At 58.6% G+C, this 17370-nt stretch carries 16 protein-coding genes; 8 read left to right on the top strand and 8 right to left on the bottom strand.

Annotated elements, in window-relative coordinates; translation table 11 throughout:
- The first annotated feature begins 121 nt into the window (after positions 1–121).
- The 4 genes from ASG35_RS30625 to ASG35_RS30610 all read left to right on the top strand — a co-directional run bounded on the left by ASG35_RS30625 (position 122) and on the right by ASG35_RS30610 (position 4929).
- Entirely contained in the window at positions 122–1744 is a 1623-nt protein-coding gene (locus ASG35_RS30625; RefSeq protein WP_056366920.1) for a sugar ABC transporter ATP-binding protein, read from the top strand.
- 1 nt (position 1745) lies between these two features.
- Complete coding sequence (locus ASG35_RS30620) at positions 1746–2747, top strand: ABC transporter permease (RefSeq protein WP_056366918.1); 1002 nt, start codon at positions 1746–1748, stop codon at positions 2745–2747.
- Positions 2748–2765: 18 nt separating this feature from the next.
- Positions 2766–3698: a ribokinase gene (gene rbsK, locus ASG35_RS30615; RefSeq protein ID WP_056366916.1), complete on the top strand. Its 933-nt coding sequence runs from the start codon at positions 2766–2768 to the stop codon at positions 3696–3698.
- Between the two features lie 127 nt (positions 3699–3825).
- Entirely contained in the window at positions 3826–4929 is a 1104-nt protein-coding gene (locus tag ASG35_RS30610) for a nucleoside hydrolase (RefSeq protein ID WP_082508696.1), read from the top strand.
- 30 nt (positions 4930–4959) lie between these two features.
- Here ASG35_RS30610 and ASG35_RS30605 read toward each other — a convergent pair whose 3' ends face one another.
- Together ASG35_RS30605 and ASG35_RS30600 are read right to left on the bottom strand one after the other, a co-directional pair.
- Positions 4960–6093 carry an acyltransferase family protein gene (locus ASG35_RS30605; RefSeq protein ID WP_082508695.1) on the bottom strand — a complete coding sequence of 378 codons (1134 nt, stop codon included), beginning with the start codon at positions 6091–6093 and terminating at the stop codon, positions 4960–4962.
- Positions 6094–6247: 154 nt separating this feature from the next.
- On the bottom strand, positions 6248–6673 hold the full coding sequence (locus ASG35_RS30600; RefSeq protein WP_056366911.1) for a VOC family protein: 426 nt from the start codon (positions 6671–6673) through the stop codon (positions 6248–6250).
- Between the two features lie 111 nt (positions 6674–6784).
- Here ASG35_RS30600 and ASG35_RS30595 point away from each other — a divergent pair, with 111 nt between their 5' ends.
- The gene (locus ASG35_RS30595) at positions 6785–7738 is read left to right on the top strand and encodes a LysR family transcriptional regulator (RefSeq protein WP_082508694.1); all 954 of its coding nucleotides are present in this window, start codon (positions 6785–6787) and stop codon (positions 7736–7738) included.
- 84 nt (positions 7739–7822) lie between these two features.
- Positions 7823–9022, top strand: a complete 1200-nt coding sequence (locus ASG35_RS30590; RefSeq protein WP_056366909.1) for a cytochrome P450 — start codon at positions 7823–7825, stop codon at positions 9020–9022.
- Between the two features lie 78 nt (positions 9023–9100).
- Here the strand turns inward: ASG35_RS30590 and ASG35_RS30585 are convergent, their stop codons facing one another.
- The 4 genes from ASG35_RS30585 to ASG35_RS30570 form a co-directional block, all read right to left on the bottom strand.
- A complete protein-coding gene (locus ASG35_RS30585) occupies positions 9101–9565 on the bottom strand; it encodes a hypothetical protein (protein ID WP_056366985.1) in 465 nt (154 codons plus the stop codon).
- Between the two features lie 147 nt (positions 9566–9712).
- Entirely contained in the window at positions 9713–11065 is a 1353-nt protein-coding gene (locus tag ASG35_RS30580) for a class-II fumarase/aspartase family protein (protein ID WP_056366906.1), read from the bottom strand.
- A 12-nt stretch (positions 11066–11077) separates the two neighbouring features.
- Positions 11078–12244: an enolase C-terminal domain-like protein gene (locus ASG35_RS30575; RefSeq protein WP_056366903.1), complete on the bottom strand. Its 1167-nt coding sequence runs from the start codon at positions 12242–12244 to the stop codon at positions 11078–11080.
- An 18-nt stretch (positions 12245–12262) separates the two neighbouring features.
- Entirely contained in the window at positions 12263–13603 is a 1341-nt protein-coding gene (locus tag ASG35_RS30570; protein WP_056366901.1) for a cation:dicarboxylate symporter family transporter, read from the bottom strand.
- Between the two features lie 243 nt (positions 13604–13846).
- On the opposite strand from ASG35_RS30570, the gene ASG35_RS30565 reads away from it, so the two are divergent.
- Positions 13847–14572 carry a GntR family transcriptional regulator gene (locus tag ASG35_RS30565; protein ID WP_056366898.1) on the top strand — a complete coding sequence of 242 codons (726 nt, stop codon included), beginning with the start codon at positions 13847–13849 and terminating at the stop codon, positions 14570–14572.
- Positions 14573–14577: 5 nt separating this feature from the next.
- Here ASG35_RS30565 and ASG35_RS30560 read toward each other — a convergent pair whose 3' ends face one another.
- Positions 14578–15237, bottom strand: coding sequence for a hypothetical protein (locus ASG35_RS30560; protein ID WP_056366895.1), 660 nt, complete (start codon positions 15235–15237; stop codon positions 14578–14580).
- On the bottom strand, positions 15237–15587 hold the full coding sequence (locus ASG35_RS30555; protein ID WP_056366892.1) for a type II toxin-antitoxin system prevent-host-death family antitoxin: 351 nt from the start codon (positions 15585–15587) through the stop codon (positions 15237–15239). Before ASG35_RS30555 ends, ASG35_RS30560 begins: the two co-directional genes overlap by 1 nt.
- A gap of 212 nt (positions 15588–15799) precedes the next feature.
- On the opposite strand from ASG35_RS30555, the gene ASG35_RS30550 reads away from it, so the two are divergent.
- The gene (locus tag ASG35_RS30550) at positions 15800–17116 is read left to right on the top strand and encodes a chloride channel protein (protein WP_056366887.1); all 1317 of its coding nucleotides are present in this window, start codon (positions 15800–15802) and stop codon (positions 17114–17116) included.
- The last annotated feature ends 254 nt before the right edge of the window (positions 17117–17370 follow it).

Here is a 17370-nt window from a genome sequence, read left to right as displayed (position 1 = left end):
AGCAGGCGCCCGAAGAAGCACCCGCGCCAACCGCGTTGCCGCGTCGCGTCTGGGTGAGCCGCGCGCCGACGCGCCACGCTCCGGATTTCACCATCAAGCACCTTCCAGTATTTCTAAAGCGATGCCAAGTTCAACCGTCCCTTCCGCCGATGCAACTCCGGTGCTGACCATCCACGGCATCGGCAAGACTTATGTCGAGCCCGTGCTCATGGATGTCTCCTTGCATCTGCGTCCCGGCGAAGCGCTCGCGCTGACCGGCGAAAACGGCGCGGGTAAAAGCACGTTGTCGAAGATCATCAGCGGTCTCGTTACGCCGACCACCGGTTCCATGCAGCTCGCTGGCGCCGCGTACGCGCCGGCCACTCGCAGCGACGCCGAAGCGCTCGGCGTGCGCATGGTGATGCAGGAGCTGAACCTGCTGCCCACGTTGTCCGTCGCAGAAAATCTTTTTCTCAACCGGTTGCCGCAACGCGGCCTCGGCTGGATCGACCGCGCGAAGTTGCGTGAGGATGCACGCCACGCGATGGCTCAGGTCGGTCTCGATGCAATCGATCCGGACACGCTCGTAGGCGAACTCGGAATCGGTCATCAACAGATGGTCGAGATTGCGCGCAACCTGATTGGCGATTGCCGCGTGCTGATTCTCGACGAACCCACCGCCATGCTGACGGCGCGAGAAGTCGATCTGTTGTTCGAGCAGGTCGACCGTCTGAAGTCGCGTGGTGTTGCGCTGGTTTATATCTCGCACAGGCTGGAAGAGCTGGCGCGCGTTGCCGAGCGTGCAGCGGTTTTGCGCGACGGACGTCTCGTGCATGTTGACGCAATGCACAATCTGACCAGCGATAAAATCGTCACGTTGATGGTTGGACGCGACATCGGCGAGCGCATCGATCTCGGCGAGCGGCGGATCGGGACAACGGCGTTCAAGGTCCAGGGCATGACCCGCGGCGAGGTGGTACGCGACGTATCGTTTGAAGTGAAGGCCGGCGAAATTTTCGGGATCAGCGGGCTGATCGGCGCGGGACGCACCGAACTCATGCGCCTGATCTATGGCGCGGATCGTGCCGACAGCGGCGAGGTGTTCGTTGCACGTCACGGCGCGGCACTCGCGAAGGTCAACGTCAAGTCGCCGTCCGATGCGGTGAGCCAGGGTATCGCGTTGATCACCGAAGACCGCAAGGGCGAGGGTTTGTTGCTGCCCCAGCCCATCGCCGCGAATATTTCGCTGGGCAATATCAGTGCGGTATCGAAGCATGGCGTAGTCGACGCGAAACGCGAAAACGCGCTGGCGCAAAAGCAGATCACTGCCATGCGCATCCGCACATCGAGCGCGGCGCAACCGGTGTCGGAACTCTCGGGCGGCAATCAGCAGAAGGTTGTGATCGGGCGCTGGCTCGCGCGCGACTGCACGGTGCTGCTCTTCGACGAACCCACGCGCGGCATCGACGTCGGCGCCAAGTTCGACATCTATGCGCTGATGGGCGCGCAAGCACGGGAAGGCCGTGCGCTGGTGGTGGTATCGAGTGATTTACGCGAATTAATGCTCATTTGCGACCGCATCGGTGTAATGTCGGCGGGACGCATGACGGGCGTGTTCGAACGCGATAACTGGACCCAGGATGCGCTGCTCGCAGCCGCGTTCGCGGGTTATGCCGGCCGCGATAAAATCCTCGCCGAACCTGCCGAGCCGGACACGCGCGTGCCAGATACAAGCAAGCCAGACGCACAAATCACGGAGCATTAGGATGACGACTCAAACCACTACCCCGAAGACGCAGACGGAGCCGCCCAAAAGCGCCAAGCCGATCGGCACGCGCCTCGGGTTTTCAAACTACCTGGGTCTGCTCGGCGCGCTGATCGCGATGATCGCGCTCTTCTCCGTGTTGAGTTCGCACTTCCTCACCTACGACACCTTCAGCACGATCGCGAACCAGATTCCCGATCTCGTGGTGATGTCGGTGGGCATGACGTTCGTGCTGATCATCGCGGGCATCGACTTGTCGGTGGGTTCGGTGCTCGCGCTCGGCGCGGCGCTGACAAGCGTCGCCGCATTGCAATGGCACTGGCCGGCGCTGCCCGCCGCGCTGCTCGGCATGGCGGGCGCAACGCTGACCGGCTGCGTGACCGGCGCGGTTACGGTGGGCTGGCGCATTCCGTCGTTCATCGTCTCGCTCGGCGTGCTCGAGGCCGCACGCGGTCTTGCGTATCAGATGACCAACTCGCGCACAGCGTACATTGGCGATGCGTTCGACTTCCTCTCGAATCCGATTGCCTTCGGCATTTCGCCATCGTTCCTGATCGCAATCGCGGTGATGATCGTCGCGCAACTCGTGTTGACGCGAACCGTGTTCGGCCGATATCTGGTCGGCATCGGCACGAACGAAGAAGCAGTGCGGCTCGCAGGCGTCAATCCGCGGCCCTACAAGATCATCGTTTTCGCGCTGATGGGACTACTGTCCGGCTTGGCCGCGCTGTTCCAGATCTCGCGCCTCGAAGCCGCCGATCCCAACGCGGGATCGGGTATTGAACTGCAAGTGATTGCGGCGGTTGTTATCGGTGGAACGAGTTTGATGGGCGGACGCGGCTCGGTCATCAGCACGTTCTTCGGCGTCCTGATCATTTCCGTACTCGCGGCAGGCCTCGCGCAGATCGGCGCGAACGAGCCGACCAAGCGGATCATTACCGGCGCGGTGATTGTCGTTGCCGTCGTGCTGGATACGTATCGCAGCAAACGCCGCGTCATGTGACGCCGGCAGGAGAAAGACATGTCCAAAGAAACAAAGCAAGGCCTGGTCCTTATCGTCGGCAGCATCAATACAGATCTGGTCGTGCGCTCCCCTCACCTGCCGCGTCCGGGCGAAACCATCGGCGGGCATGAGTTCTCCGAGCATTCGGGCGGCAAGGGCGGCAACCAGGCAGTTGCGGCTGCACGCATAGGCGGACGCGTTGCGATGGCCGGTTGCGTGGGCGCCGACGGCAACGGAAAAGTGCGGCTCGCGGGGCTTGAAGCAGAAGGCATCGATTGCGGCGCGATTGAAGTCGATTCGTCCCTGCCCACGGGCGTCGCGATGGTCACCGTCGCCGACGATGGCCAGAACACCATCGTGGTCGTGGCGGGAAGCAACGGGCAAGTTACGCCCGAAATGGTCAAGCGGCACGAAGCAGTCATCAAGTCTGCCGATGTCGTGGTCTGCCAACTCGAAATTCCCTGGGACTCGGTATATGCAACGCTGGTGACGGCCAAGCGTTTCGGCAAGCTGACGGTGTTGAATCCCGCACCTGCAACCGGGCCGCTGCCCGCCGACTGGTTGCCGCTCGTGGATTACCTCGTTCCGAACGAAGTCGAGGCTGCGATCCTTGCCGGTTTGCCGGTCGAATCGCAAAGCGGCGCTCGGCGTGCGGCCAAGGAATTGCAGCGCGCCGGTGCGCGCAACGTGATCGTGACGCTGGGCTCGCAAGGCGCGTATTTGTTGCCGGAGGGCGGCGAAGGCACGCACTTTTCGGCACCGAAGGTCGACGCGGTGGATACAACCGCTGCGGGCGACACATTCATTGGTGTGTTCGCCGCACAACTGGCCGCGCGCCAGCCGGTGGAAGCGGCTATCGATCTTGCGCAACGCGCCGCCGCTATTTCGGTGACGCGCGCAGGCGCACAGCCTTCGATTCCCACGCGCCAGGAAGTCGATAACGCGTCCTGATTCATTCCGGCTGTGGTCACACGCCGGAAGCGTCCCGCCTGCCCTCGCAGGCGGCCCACGCGAAGCTGCCGCATGGCGCCATGTTGCAGTCGTTGTTTGTTATCCACCAACTTGAATGGGAACAGCAATGCACTCCAAATCTATAGCTATCCTCATGACCTCCGTGGCGCTTGCCGCGTGCGGCGGCAGCGACAACTCGAATACCTCACCTTTGGGCACCGCGCCCAAGGTCATCATGGATTCGGATTTCAACACCATGGGCGACGACGGCCAGCTCTTTGCCATGACCACGCAATTGATGGCGCAAGGCAAGGTCAACCTGCTGGGCCTCACGGTCGTCACGGGTAATGACTGGCTGTTGCAGGAGCAGGCCGATGCATTGAAAGCAGTCGAGCGCATGGGCGTGCAGAACACCGTGGGCGTATATGCCGGAGCGAATTATCCGCTGCAATACGACGTTGCGAGCATCCGCGCACAGCAGGCGGCGAATCCGAACGGGTATTTCGGCGCATGGATGCGTGCGGAACCGACTCAGGCATCGCAGCTGACCGCGCCGCCCGATGGCTTTGCGACCAGCACGAAGCTGCAGGCGGAGAATGCGTCCGACTTCATGATTGATACGATCAAGAAGTATCCGAACCAGGTCACTATTCTTGAAGTGGGACCGCCGACCAATCTCGCGCTTGCATTAAAGAAAGCACCGGAAATAGCGCCGTTGATCAAGCAGATTGTCTATATGGGCGGCGCCATGGCGGTACCGGGCAACGCCAATGCCGTAGGTGAATTGAACTGGTGGTTCGACCCGCTGGCGGTGCGCACCGTGTTGCAGACAACGATTCCGCAGACCGTGATTCCGCTCGATGTCACCGATACCGTTCCGCTAACGGAAAGCGTGTACAACCAGATCGCCAATAATCCGAGCAAGCAGACCGCGGTCACGAAGGCCTATGCAATCGCGAACGCCAATGCCTTCAGCACCGACACGGATATCTTCGACACGTTGACCATCGCGTATTTCATCGACCCGACGTACGCGACGCAAACCAAAAGCGCGTATCTCGACATCGATACGAGTAGCGGCGAAACGCAAGGTCAAGTAAAGGTCTATCGGGCTCCTACGACGGGTGCTTCGCCGCAGAAGATCGCCTATGTAACGCAGTTCGACAATAACCGGTTCTTCAATCTTTACGTCGACCTGTTGACGCGACCAGTGCCGGTGACCTTGCCTTAGGCAGCGGGAACATGGGGCAGCCTGACATTGTCAAGCGTGTTCAGGCTGGCCCATCGTACGTGGCGCACGAGACCGCTTATAGGCTTTGCGCAGATAAGCGCACAACGGTTTTTCTATTGCCAGAAAGCAGACGATCGACACTACCGTAAGGCTGGCCACAAACGCCATAAATTGCGCAGGCGAAGTCGCGATATCCGGGAAAACCATTTTCGCGTATCGGAACATAGGTATGTGCAATATGTAAAACGCGAAACTCGCCTCGCCTAGCAAGACCATCGGCTTGCTGCCCAGCATGGCGCTAAGAGGCCCTTTCGCGCACGCGAGACAATAAAGCAGCAGCATGAAGGCGGGAAACAGCAGCAATTTTGCATGCAGATGATTCGCCGCGACAATCACGGCAATCGCTGCGATCAAAGCCGCTAGCGCGCCTAGATCGAAGACCATCGATTTCTCTTTAGCGCTTCCCAAAAAGATCCGCGCAAGACAAATTCCGGCGATAAATTCGCCGATCCGTAGCGCCGGAAGAAAGTTGACGAGCTCGCGCGGCCAGAACTCATTTCTAAGTGACAACGGCAAGAACGAAAGCGCTAGCGTTGGAATAACCGAAACCGCCCAGCATACAAAGATCAAACCCGAAAGCACCACAACACGTTTGTTCTTCAGATAGGTGAAGAGGAACGGAAATGCGGCATAAAACACGGCTTCGGCCGAGAGCGACCAGCCCGGCGTATTCCAGGCATTCGCCGTGTTTGTCGTCCATGCTTGCAAGAGCGTGAGCGATACAAATCCATAGAATGCCAGCCGGATATAAGTGCCGGCACCATGTCCATGAAGCGCCACGAGATTCGAATAAATCAGCGGCGCAAATACGATCCAGCCTAGCAAGTAGATTGGATAAATCTTTGCGAACCGCGAGAAATAGAATTGCTTGATAGCAGGACGTGCCGCACCGGTCACTTCCGGATGCGTATAGGTCAGGATGAACCCTGAAAGAATGAAGAACAGCTCCACCGGGTCGCCTGCATTTTCATAGAAATGCAGGGATGAAATTCCCAGCGTGGCCGCGACTTTGTCCGATAAGTGGTAAAGCGCAACGCTCAATGCCGCCAAAAAGCGAATGCCGGTCAATGCGGGGATCAATGGCCTTCGTGCGACTGTTGTCATCGTTCCATAGGGTGCGCCGCGTGCCCCAGCTCGCTTGGCAACCCCATGGTGCGCGTTAAATAAATCGAAAATTAATGCAAAAACATCGGGCTTCGTAAAAATAAAGCGGGGTTCGCAAGCAGACGCTTACTTAGGCAAACTCACTTGGCAAACCTTACTTGGCAAACACCTGTCCCATGTCTTCGAACGCCTTGAATTCCAGCGCATTTCCGCCGCACGTATCGAGGAAAAACATCGTCGCCTGTTCGCCCGGCAATCCCTGAAAACGGATCTGCGGCTCGATGATGAACTTGACGTTTTGCGCGCGAAGCCGCTCGGCTAGTGCTTTCCATTCAGGCATCGGCAAGATGGCGCCGAAATGACGGACGGGTACATCGTGGCCATCTACTTCGCTCGTCGACTTGTGCCCGGTTTCCTCCGGCGAAAGATGCGCCACGATCTGGTGACCATGGAAATCGAAGTCGACCCAGCTTTCCGCGCTACGGCCTTCGGGGCAGCCAAGCAGCTCGCCGTAAAACTCGCGGGCTTTCGAAATGCTGTTGACGGGGAATGCAAGGTGAAAAAGCACCGGTGATGTCATTTGGAGCCTTGAAGAGTAGTAATCGGAATCTAGTTATTCCGATAATGCTAAGATAAAAAATAAAGAATGAGAAACGCATATTTTTAAGTCTAAGTATCAAATAAATTCATCATGCTCCGCTACCTCGCCACCTTTCTGACCGCTGCTGAAACCGGCTCGTTTTCAAGCGCGGGCGAGCGTTTAGGCCTGACCCAATCCGCGGTCAGCATGCAGATCAAGCGGCTGGAATCGGATCTCGGATGTTTGTTGTTCGAGCGCAGCGGAAAAGCTGTCCAGCTAAGCGAGCGTGGACGTGCTCTGGTCAGTCACGCACGCGAGCTCGTTGCGCGTTATGACGACATGAAGGCTGGCGCAACACCCGCGGCATCGACAATCAATCTCGGCGCAATTTCAACCGTCCAATCCGGCCTGCTTCCCAAAGCCTTGCGAGGTTTCGCCGAAAATTGTCCGGCGACGCATATCCAGATTACGCCAGGAACGTCTATTCAATTGCTGGCACAGGTCGACGCAGGCGAGCTCGACATTGCAGCCATGATCAAGCCGAATTTCGGCATTCCCGCCAGCTTGGTGTGGATTCCTTTACTGGACGATGTCTACGTCGCAATCGCGCCGAGAGGGGCAACAGGTTCGCTAAGCGAATGGGCGGCTGATCTGCCGTTCATTCGCTACGACCGGCGTTCCTATGGCGGCGGCCTCGTCAATACGTTCTTGCGCCGACAGAAACTGATGGTCCGCGAAGGCATCGAGCTCGACGAACCCGCGGTGATTGTGCAAATGGTTGCTGAAGGACTCGGCTGGTCCGTCGTGCCGGGAGATTTGTTGATGCTTCGGAGCGCGCCATTGGTGCAACGTCTTGCATTGCCGGGCCAGCCGGTGAGCCGCAAGCTTGGTCTGCTTGTCAGGAAGGCCGTACTGGATCGGGCGACCACACAGGCGCTCGTCACCAGCCTTCGGGAAGAAGCGAGGATGCGCCGGGCTGAAACCGCAAGAATGGACGATGCACCCGCCCTGCCTCGCCACGGCGTGACCGCGCGCCGCCCGAGAATCAAACGGCCACGCGCTTGAGTTTCCTCATCGACAATGGAATAAGCCCGCGTTACGGGTGTTATCAAGGTGTACGCCTTCCCTGACATCCTTACGAACGCCCACATGAAATTCAGCGATCTGTCGTCCCCTGCCTTCTTCGAAAATCCTTATCCGTTCTACGAACAACTTCGCGCCGAAGCCGCTTTGGTTCCGCTTGCGCCGAACGTCGTGCTTACGGGCCGCTACGCGATCATCGAAGCGCTGCTTCACGACCGACGCATGGGCAAGACCTATATGCAAAGTGTCGCCGCCCGATACGGCGATAGCGGACGCGAGCAGCCCGTGTTCCAGGCGCTAAGCCGCATGTTCCTGATGATGAATCCGCCCATGCACACGCGCTTGCGCAGCTTGTTGATGAAGGCGTTCAACGCACGCCAGATCGATTTGCTCCGCGACATTGCGCAAAGCACGGCGGACAATTTGATTGACTCTCTCAAGCCGGACGAGGAATTCGATCTCGTGAGCGACTACCTGTTTCCTCTGCCGGTACACATCATATGCCGCTTGCTCGATGTACCCGTGGAAGACGGAGTAAGGCTGGGGTCTGCCGCAAGCCACTTGGGCAACGCGCTCGACAGCGCGCCCATGGACGCCGAGCGCCTCGCTGCGGCGAACAAAGCAACGCTGACCTTGCAGCGTTATTTTGCGGGCGTGGTGGAGCAAAGACGCTTGAAACCGGGCAACGATCTCGTGTCAGCACTCGTGCGTGCAGAAGAAGCAGGTGAATCGCTGAGTGACGATGAAATCATTTCGAACGTGCTGTTGCTGTTTGTCGCCGGGCATGAGACGACATCGAATATGTTGGGTAATGCGTTGATCGCACTGCATCGTCATCCCGGGCAACTTGCACTGCTCAAGCGCGATCCGTCATTGCTTTCCAAAACCGTGAACGAGTGTTTGCGGTTCGATAGCTCCGTGCAAATGATCGTGCGCACGGCGCTTGAAGACGTGGAAGTCGAAGGCGTCTCAATTGCGCGCGGCACCATCGTGTTCATGATGGTGGGCTCGGCCAATCGCGACCCGAGCCAGTTCACTGATCCGGATCGACTGGATATAGAGCGTGCGCTTCAGGGTAAATTGTTGTCGTTTGCCGCCGGCATTCATCACTGCCTCGGCGCAAGGCTTGCCACGCTCGAACTGGAAATCGGGTTAGGTACGCTTGTCTCGCGGCTGCCGGATTTGCGCATCACTAATCTCGATGCACTGCAGTGGCGTCAACGCAATACCCTGCGCGGCGTGGAATCGCTAAGGGCTTTGTATTGAATCCTTTAGCATTTAATTAAATCAATGCGCTATTTCCCGATCACGGGAAATAGCGCTAAAACGCTACGCCGCTGGGCTTCAACGACGCCCCATTCCGCCGTAACCATGCATGTGACCACCGTTGTGAAAACCACCGACGTACCTGCCGCCCACGTGATAGTGGTTCATCTGGTTGAAATGGTTGTATCGATGGAAATGGTGGAAACGGTCAACGAAAACAAAACCTACGCCCACGCCAATAAACACCGGCGGACCCACGTACCAAGGGTCCACGTACGGATATTCAGCTATCGGGTAAGTCAGCATGCTGCCGTCATCGGCTTGAACGATACGCCACGTTCCGTCGCTTTGGAGACAAGTCCGTCCGACGATCTGTTGCATCGTGCCGTCTATCTCCGCCTGTCCAGCGATCGCACGGCAATTGGATTGCAGATCGGGCGACATGGGGTCGTCGAAACTTTGTGCAAACAGCGACGCGGATGATGAAAAAATCGCGCAAGCAAGTACCGCGTGTGCCGTCCCCAGGAAAAACGCTTTACGCATGACCGTTGTCTCCAGCAATGATCCCGGCAGATAACGAACGGCTTTGCAAGCGCCTTGACGACGCTTTGGCAAATGCCGATCGTGCCGGGGTTACATGGATTAAACGGGCGAATGCGCTTTATTATTCCGGAGCTATCTCACGCAAAATTACACGCTCGTAGCATTCGCCACCGAACGCGCCATGATCGCGGCGGCGCCAAGATAATTCGCCGGGTCAGTCAGTTCTCGCAGGCGCGCCTCGCCGAAAGCATCACGGATTTTTGCGTCTTCCATGAGTACATCGAACAGCGTGCGATGGTTTTCGATCGCGATTCGGCATGCGTCATAGACCACGTCATGCGCATGCTGCCGGCCAATGCTCGGCGCGAGACCCATCATCACCGCTTCGGCCACGATCAAACCACCTGTCAAATCCAGGTTCTTGCGCATCCTTGCGGAATCGACCACAAGTCCGCGCAGCATGAAATTTGCCTGATGCAGGGCGCTTGCGCAAAGCAAAAAGCTTTCCGGCACCGCGCTCCATTCGAGATGCCACGGACCCGTTGCACGTTCGAAGTCGTGCATCATGCCGTCGAGCATCAACGCCGCGCGCTCGCGCAGCATCTTCGCGGCAGCGAACATCAGCTCGCTCGATATCGGGTTGCGCTTTTGCGGCATCGTGGAACTCGCGCCACGTCCGGGTACGAACGGCTCGGCCACTTCGCCGAATTCGGAAGCGGCCATCATCATTACGTCGAGTGCGATTTTTCCCAGCGATCCACCAATGCTCGCCAGCAACGAGACGAGTTCGCACAGGCCATCGCGTGCAACATGCCAGGTGATTTCCGGATCACGAAGATTCAATTCGTCCGCAAAGAGACGGCGCGTTTGGAGCGCGCGCTCAGGGTCGTTGAGCGATGCAAGCGTGCCCGCTGCGCCGCCGAACTGCACCATCAGCGCACGCGCTTTTGCCTGCGCAAGCCGCTCGGCATGACGGTTCAGTGCAGACAACCACACGGCGGCGCGAAAGCCGAACGTGACCGGCAGCGCATGTTGCAGATGCGTGCGGCCGGCCGTCACGGTGTCGGCGTGCTTGTGGGCGAGATCGCGCAACGCACCGCGCACTTCATCGAGCTGACGTCCGATGATCGCCACGCCTTGCGCGCATTGCAGCATGGTCGCGGTGTCCATGATGTCCTGCGTGGTCGCGCCCCAGTGCAGATAACCGCCGGCGTCGCCGCACATTTCGCTGACCTGCTTCACGAGCGGCAAAATCGGATAACCGACAATCTCCGTCTCGAGACGCAACGCTTCAAGATCAAGCTTCGAGAAATCAGCACGCGCAGTAATTTCCCGCCCTGCTTCTGCGGGAATCAGACCCGCTTTGGCCTGCGCGCGAGCAAGCGCCGTTTCTGCATCGATACAACGCGCGAGATACGCAGTGTCCGAAAACACATCGCGCATTTCCGGCGTGCCGAACATGTCGCGAAAGAGAGCGGAGTCAAATACGGTGGTAGACATCAGGATTCCTTTTTATTGATTCAGACGCGCGAGCCAGGGCCGTAACGCTTCTTTTTCTTCGAGCCCGAAGCCGGCCGCTTCGGTCGGACGCACAAGTCCGCCGCCAACGCCGCAACCTGGCGGATATCCGCCGAAGGGCTGGAAAACGCCGGGATACGCTTCGCATCCGCCGAGCTCAAGTCCGACCGCTATGTGCAGATTGATCAGGTGGCCGCCGTGAGGAAACGCTTGCGCGCGATCGAAGCCATGGCTTTCCATAGCGTCGATCATGCGTGCATATTCGGTCAGTCCATATGCGAGGCCGGCGTCCATCTGGAAGATGTCCTTGCCCTTTCGCATGCCGCCGTAGCGGATCAGATTCATGACGTCCGGCACGGAAAAGAGGTTCTCTCCGGTCGCGATACGTCCTTCATAAACCTCTGCCACTTGCCGGTTCAAATCGTAATCGAGCGGATCGCCGATCTCTTCGTACCAGCGCAAATCGTAGGGCGCAATCGCCTTGGCGTAGGCGAGCGCCGTGTCCAGATCGAAGCGTCCGTTGGCATCGACTGCAAGCCGCTGACCTTCGCCCGCGACCGTCAACGCGGCTTCTATGCGCGCGATATCCTGCGAGAGCGTGGCGCCGCCAATCTTCATCTTGAACGCATCGAAACCGAGTTCACGATAACCGCGAAATTCATCGGCGAGGCGCTGCATGCTTTCATCCGGATAGTAGTAACCGCCCGCAGCGTACACATTCACGCCTTCGCGCTTGCCCTGCCGTCCAAAATGCCGCGCGATGGTCACGTGCGCGGGTTCATCGGCGAGCTTGGCGTTGAGGTCCCACACCGCCAGTTCGATTGCACCAGCCGCCGCCGCGCGATCGCCGTGGCCTCCGGGCTTCTCGTTGCGCAGGACCGTTTGCAGGACCTTGGCGGCATCGAAGCGGTCGCCCGAAGCGTCGAGCAACGACTCGGGCGACGCAGCCTCAAGGCGCGGAATCATGCGGTCGCGCAAGATGCCGCCTTGCGCATATCGGCCGATGGAATCAAATGCGTAGCCTGTCACGGGACGACCGTTACGGATCACGTCCGTTTCGAGCGCGACCAGCGACACGTCGTGCTCGGCGAAGCTGACCAGCGCGTTCGCCACGTTTCCTTCCAGCGGTACGGAGATTTCCTTGATCGCGGTAATACGCATGAATTTGTCCTCGGATAACTAGATAACCTTGCCGTCGCTCGATCCAAACACACGCGCGTATTCGCTGCGTGCTGCGGTTGCATCGAACTCGCCAGTGGACTTTGCGATGACGAGCGTCGCCACGCTGTTGCCCATCGAGTTGCAAATCGAAACTGCTTGCGACGTGAACCGATTGATGCCGAAAAGAATCGGCAATCCTTCTATAGGCAACAGGCCCGACGCGGTAACGGTCGCTGCAAAGACAATGAACGTGCCGCCCGAGACGGTCGCCGCGCCCTTCGATGTCAGCAGCATCAGCAATAGCAAGCCGAACTGCTGATGCAAGTCGAGCGGCACGCCATAAGCGTTCGCGAGGAACATCACGCATAGCGACATGTACACGGCGGTGCCGTCGAGATTGAACGCATAACCCGTCGGCAAGACCAGCCCGACCGACTGGCGCGAACAACCGAGTTTTTCGAGTTTTTCGAAGAGGCGCGGCAATGCGCTTTCTGATGAGGCCGTGGCGAACAGCAGGAAGATTTCTTCCTTGAAATAACGCAGGAATCGGAACACGTTGAAGCCGTAAAGCCGCAATATCAGGCCAAGCACGACGACCACAAAAAACGCCAGCGACAGGTACATCACGATCAGCAAATAACCGAGCGAAATCACCGCGCTCATGCCGCTGCTCCCTATCGCAAACGCGATCGAGCCGAACGCGCCGAGCGGGGCGAACTTCATGATCACATCGACAAATTTGAAGAAGCAGTCCGACATCCGCGACAGCGCATGCTCCACGCTTGCGCGCTGCTCCGTGTTGAGCATCAGGACGGCGGCGCCAAAGCCGATCGAGATCACGAGCACTTGCAACAACGATCCATTTGCAAATGCGCCAATGAAGTTATCGGGGAAAAGCGTCAGCAGAAAATGCTCGAACGACACGTGCGCGGCTTTTCCATACGTCTCGTGCGCGGCCGCCGCGGCTTCCGGGCTCTGCACGAGATGCATGCCCGCGCCGACATCGGAGAGATTGGCGATCACCATGCTGATGATGAGCGCGATGGTCGACACAATCTCGAAGTAGATCAGCGCACGCAATCCGATCCGCCCGACGTTCTTCAGGTCGCCCGCAGCAGCAATACCGAGCACGACGTTCAGGAACACGAGCGGCGCGACGATCATCTTGATGAGCCGCAAGAAGATGTCGCCGAGAATTTTCATCTGCACGGCGAGATGCGGCGCAATGAATCCGAGTGCGAGACCGAGCACGATTCCAACGACGATCTGGAACCCCAGCCGCGCATAGAACGGCTGGCGCAGCTTGACGCCGGTTGCCCCGCCTTCAGCCGGGAGCGACGTATTCGTGTGAACAGCCATTTCGGTCTCCGTTTTCGTGCGGACTCGGCACTTGCATCGAATCGACTATAAGTCCGTACATTTTCAATATGTACGGACTATATTAGTGTAGATGGAAATGCGTCAACTTCGGGTTTACGCGAGGCGTCGGTTCGCTTCGGAGCTTTGCGGCTTTGATGCCTTGGCACCGGGCACGCACCAAGATACGATGGCGCGCCTGGCTTCACGGCCGTGAGTTTGAACAATAGGAAAACGGGGAAGGTTATGAAACCGCGCTACGTCGAACTGGCGGATCAACTGATTGAAGCGATCGGCAACGGGACGTTCGTGGTCGGCGCGGCGTTGCCGAGCGAAATCGACCTCTCGACACAGTACGGTGTGAGCCGCGCGACCGTTCGCTCGGCGCTGCAGAAGGTGCAGGATCTCGGGCTTATTTCGCGGCGCAAGCGTGCAGGTATTCGCGTCGAGGCGTCAAAACCGCGCGTGGCGTTCGAACAATCGATGTCCAATGTCGAAGACCTGATGCAGTTCGCGGTGCTGACCGAGCGGCATGTTCAGTCCATCGGCGAGATTTCCGCGAGTGCCGCGGTCGCCGCGCATCTTGGCGTCGAGGTCGGCTCGCGATGGTTGCGTGTCGAGATGTTGCGGATCGATCCAGCCAAGCCGGAACAGCCGATTTGCTGGACCGAGGTGTATCTGGACCCGGTCGCGGGTGCGGCCATCCGGCGCGAGTTGCGCAAGAACACCGGGTTGATCTGCGAGATGGTGGAGCAGCGCTGCGGACGCGCGGTCCAGGAAGTGCGCCAGGAAATTCGAGCGGTCGGCGTGCCGGATCGTGTTGCCGCGACGCTCGCCGTCGCGCCGGATTCGCACGCGCTCGAGATCGTGCGCCATTACGTGGATCAGCGCGGTCTCGTATTCGAGGCGACCATCAGCGTGTTTCCCGCCGATAGGTTTACCTATGCATTACGGCTGACGCGTCACGACTGAACGCGTTAGGGCAGCGAAGCCTCGATGGCGGCCTGAACGACAGGCCGGGCCCATTCCGGCGTGGCGGCGAGCGCCTCGGCATCGTCCGGATCAGGAAAGACGATCTTTCCGCCGATGCATTCCAGCACCAGCACCGGATCTGGAATGTCCTCGCCCGGCGCGGCTTCGGCGCTGTTATCGAAAACCTGGAGGTTGGCAAGCTTCGGCAACAGCCTGATCAGGTTCGTGCGAGATCCGGTCCAGCGCTCGCGGATTTTGGTTTCCGGGATGTCGTGGCCGCCGTGCGCCACACGCAATTTGACGCGCGCAATATGCTGTTCCGGCGATGAAAGCCCGCAAAAGAGCATGAAAACGTCGTGCGTGCGGGTTGCCGATATCAACATGTCCGGGATAGTTCGCGCGCCCAACGTTGTTTCGAAAGCAAAATTCGTTTCGTTTTTTATTGCTGATTCAAGGCGGGATCTGCCGAATTCCCATGCGCGAGCGTTGGCTTCATCCAGGTCCATTCCGGATTGCATCATCAATTCACGGGTGTAGGCATCCGGGTTGAACCATGTCAGCCCGTACTCGTGAACCATCGTCCCACCGACCGAACTCTTGCCTGCTCCGTTGACACCGGCAAGTACCAGGATGAACGAGCGCTGCTTTGCGGCGACGTCCGGCATCAATACGATGAACCCGCCTTAGGCCGCTTGCCGAGTTTCCCTCGGGCATTAAAAAGCGCCTGCACATTTGCGCGCGCGTCCGGTTGCTGCAGCGACGCCAGCCGCGCGTTGAATCGACTTTCCAGTTCGTCCAATCCGATCTGCTCCCGGGCTTTGAGCACCTGTATTTCTTCGGTGAGCTGCTTATAAGTATTGACGTCGAGCATCACGATCTCGACAGCCGAATGACTGGTCACAGCGACACTGCCCTCCTCGCGAACAAAGCGCACGACCTCGGCCCATTTGTTCTTTACTTGAGAGGCGTTCTTGCGTGGCAGTTCTTGAAAATCAATCAAAGGGGTGATCACCATGACCTCCGCGTGTCGTGTATTGCCATTATGGCAAAAATGGCCGGAACTTTCAAGTGACGGGCTCGTGGTCTATGTCTTGGCAATAACGAAAAAAAAAAACCTATCTATTTATGCTCGCAACACATCAATTAGGTTAATAAATGAATTTGACGTCTCACTATCCGGGCAGTAAATTTCCAGGTTCATGCTAATTGTTTTTTTGCCAAACTTTGATGTCGATTCCTCCCTCCCGCCCCGCTCCGTCCATGCCGCTATTCCGGCTTGCGGTGGTCACTGTTCTCACCGGCATTGGAGCCGGACTGGGCGGAATGGCGCTCGCCCTTCTACTTCATCTGATTCAACATTTCGCTTACGGATACAGCCTGACCCATCTGGTTGGACACGAAAGTTTCTACGAAGGCGTGGCCGCGGCATCGGCGGAACGGCGCATTGGCGTGTTGCTCGCGTGCGGCGTGATCGCGGGATTCGGCTGGCTCGCGATATATCGATACGGCCGGCCGCTCGTCAGCATCAAGAAGGCAATCTCCTCCGGCGATCCGCTCATGCCGCCCGCGACAACGACCGCGCACGCACTCTTGCAGATCATCACGGTTGCGCTCGGCTCGCCACTCGGCCGCGAAGTCGCGCCGCGCGAAATAGGTTCGCTGATCGCGGGATGGCTGTCGCGTTACGCCGGACTCAGCGTCGAGCAAACCCGGCTGATGGTGGCTTGCGGCGCAGGCGCCGGACTCGCCGCGGTCTATAACGTCCCGTTTGGCGGCGCGATCTTCGTGCTCGAAGTCCTGCTCCGTTCGTTCGAGTTGCGCGTGGTCATTCCCGCGCTGGTCTCGTCGGTCATTGCCGCTGTCGTCGCGTGGCTCGGACTCGGCGATGAATCGCAGTACATCGTCCCGCATTTCGCGTTGAGCGCAAATCTGGTCGCATGGTCCATTGTCATGGGACCCGTGTTTGGCGTCGCTGCGTTCGCGTTCGTACAGTTAACCAGCCGTGCAAGGGCCGCCGCGCCGAAGGGATGGACGTTGCCGGTTTTATCGATAGCCAACTTTCTCGTGATCGGTTTGCTGGCGGTTTCCTTTCCGCAGATTCTCGGCAACGGCAAGACGCCCGCGCAACTGGGCTTCAGCAACGAATTGACCATTGGACTTGCGGCAACGCTGCTGTTGATCAAGGTTGCAATCACCGTCAGCAGCTTGCGTGCAGGCGCTCAGGGCGGCTTGCTGACGCCGGGCATGTCGAACGGCGCGCTGCTCGCCATCGTGCTCGGCGGTGCATGGACGCTCATGTGGCCAGGCACGCCCATCGGCGCGTTTGCGCTTGTGGGTGCGACGGCGTTCCTGGCTTCATCGATGAACATGCCGATCACCGCGCTCGTTCTCATGGTCGAATTCACGCGCGTCGACCACGATTTTCTCGTGCCGATGTTATGCGCTGTCGCCGGTTCGATTGCGGTCAATCGACTGCTCGAAACGAAAATGAAGACGCGTACGAAGACCGCGCCGATGCTCGGTGCCAACGCCGAGGGCGCTTGACCCCGTTCGTTTGCTCATTCGCCTGGCGCGAACGCCGACCGCATGCGGTGCATGCCGTCGGCGTTTTGCGTTTTGTCTTTTGCTTTTTGGCTTCGGCACTCAGTTGCCATCACCATTTGTGACTTTACATTTTCGAATCTGTTCATTAGCATTCGAATTCGAACATTATCGGTTCGATAAATTTTCTTTTACGGACAGATACTGGGATATGTGGCATCGACCGATTGTTCGCATCGAACCGATGGTTAAAACAA

Source organism: Burkholderia sp. Leaf177, assembly GCF_001424345.1.
In the GTDB taxonomy this organism is placed as follows: Bacteria; Pseudomonadota; Gammaproteobacteria; order Burkholderiales; family Burkholderiaceae; genus Caballeronia.
The sequence above is the reverse complement of the archived record's forward strand: the minus strand, read 5'-3'. Positions and strand labels throughout refer to the sequence as shown.

Excerpts from the sequence above, each read along its gene's own strand:
- ASG35_RS30625 (WP_056366920.1), top strand. The coding sequence starts at position 122 with ATGCCAAGTTCAACCGTCCCTTCCGCCGATGCAACTCCGGTGCTGACC.
- ASG35_RS30620 (WP_056366918.1), top strand. The coding sequence starts at position 1,746 with ATGACGACTCAAACCACTACCCCGAAGACGCAGACGGAGCCGCCCAAA.
- rbsK (WP_056366916.1), top strand. The coding sequence starts at position 2,766 with ATGTCCAAAGAAACAAAGCAAGGCCTGGTCCTTATCGTCGGCAGCATC.
- ASG35_RS30610 (WP_082508696.1), top strand. The coding sequence starts at position 3,826 with ATGCACTCCAAATCTATAGCTATCCTCATGACCTCCGTGGCGCTTGCC.
- ASG35_RS30605 (WP_082508695.1), bottom strand. The coding sequence starts at position 6,093 with ATGACAACAGTCGCACGAAGGCCATTGATCCCCGCATTGACCGGCATT.
- ASG35_RS30600 (WP_056366911.1), bottom strand. The coding sequence starts at position 6,673 with ATGACATCACCGGTGCTTTTTCACCTTGCATTCCCCGTCAACAGCATT.
- ASG35_RS30595 (WP_082508694.1), top strand. The coding sequence starts at position 6,785 with ATGCTCCGCTACCTCGCCACCTTTCTGACCGCTGCTGAAACCGGCTCG.
- ASG35_RS30590 (WP_056366909.1), top strand. The coding sequence starts at position 7,823 with ATGAAATTCAGCGATCTGTCGTCCCCTGCCTTCTTCGAAAATCCTTAT.
- ASG35_RS30585 (WP_056366985.1), bottom strand. The coding sequence starts at position 9,565 with ATGCGTAAAGCGTTTTTCCTGGGGACGGCACACGCGGTACTTGCTTGC.
- ASG35_RS30580 (WP_056366906.1), bottom strand. The coding sequence starts at position 11,065 with ATGTCTACCACCGTATTTGACTCCGCTCTCTTTCGCGACATGTTCGGC.
- ASG35_RS30575 (WP_056366903.1), bottom strand. The coding sequence starts at position 12,244 with ATGCGTATTACCGCGATCAAGGAAATCTCCGTACCGCTGGAAGGAAAC.
- ASG35_RS30570 (WP_056366901.1), bottom strand. The coding sequence starts at position 13,603 with ATGGCTGTTCACACGAATACGTCGCTCCCGGCTGAAGGCGGGGCAACC.
- ASG35_RS30565 (WP_056366898.1), top strand. The coding sequence starts at position 13,847 with ATGAAACCGCGCTACGTCGAACTGGCGGATCAACTGATTGAAGCGATC.
- ASG35_RS30560 (WP_056366895.1), bottom strand. The coding sequence starts at position 15,237 with ATGCCGGACGTCGCCGCAAAGCAGCGCTCGTTCATCCTGGTACTTGCC.
- ASG35_RS30555 (WP_056366892.1), bottom strand. The coding sequence starts at position 15,587 with ATGGTGATCACCCCTTTGATTGATTTTCAAGAACTGCCACGCAAGAAC.
- ASG35_RS30550 (WP_056366887.1), top strand. The coding sequence starts at position 15,800 with ATGTCGATTCCTCCCTCCCGCCCCGCTCCGTCCATGCCGCTATTCCGG.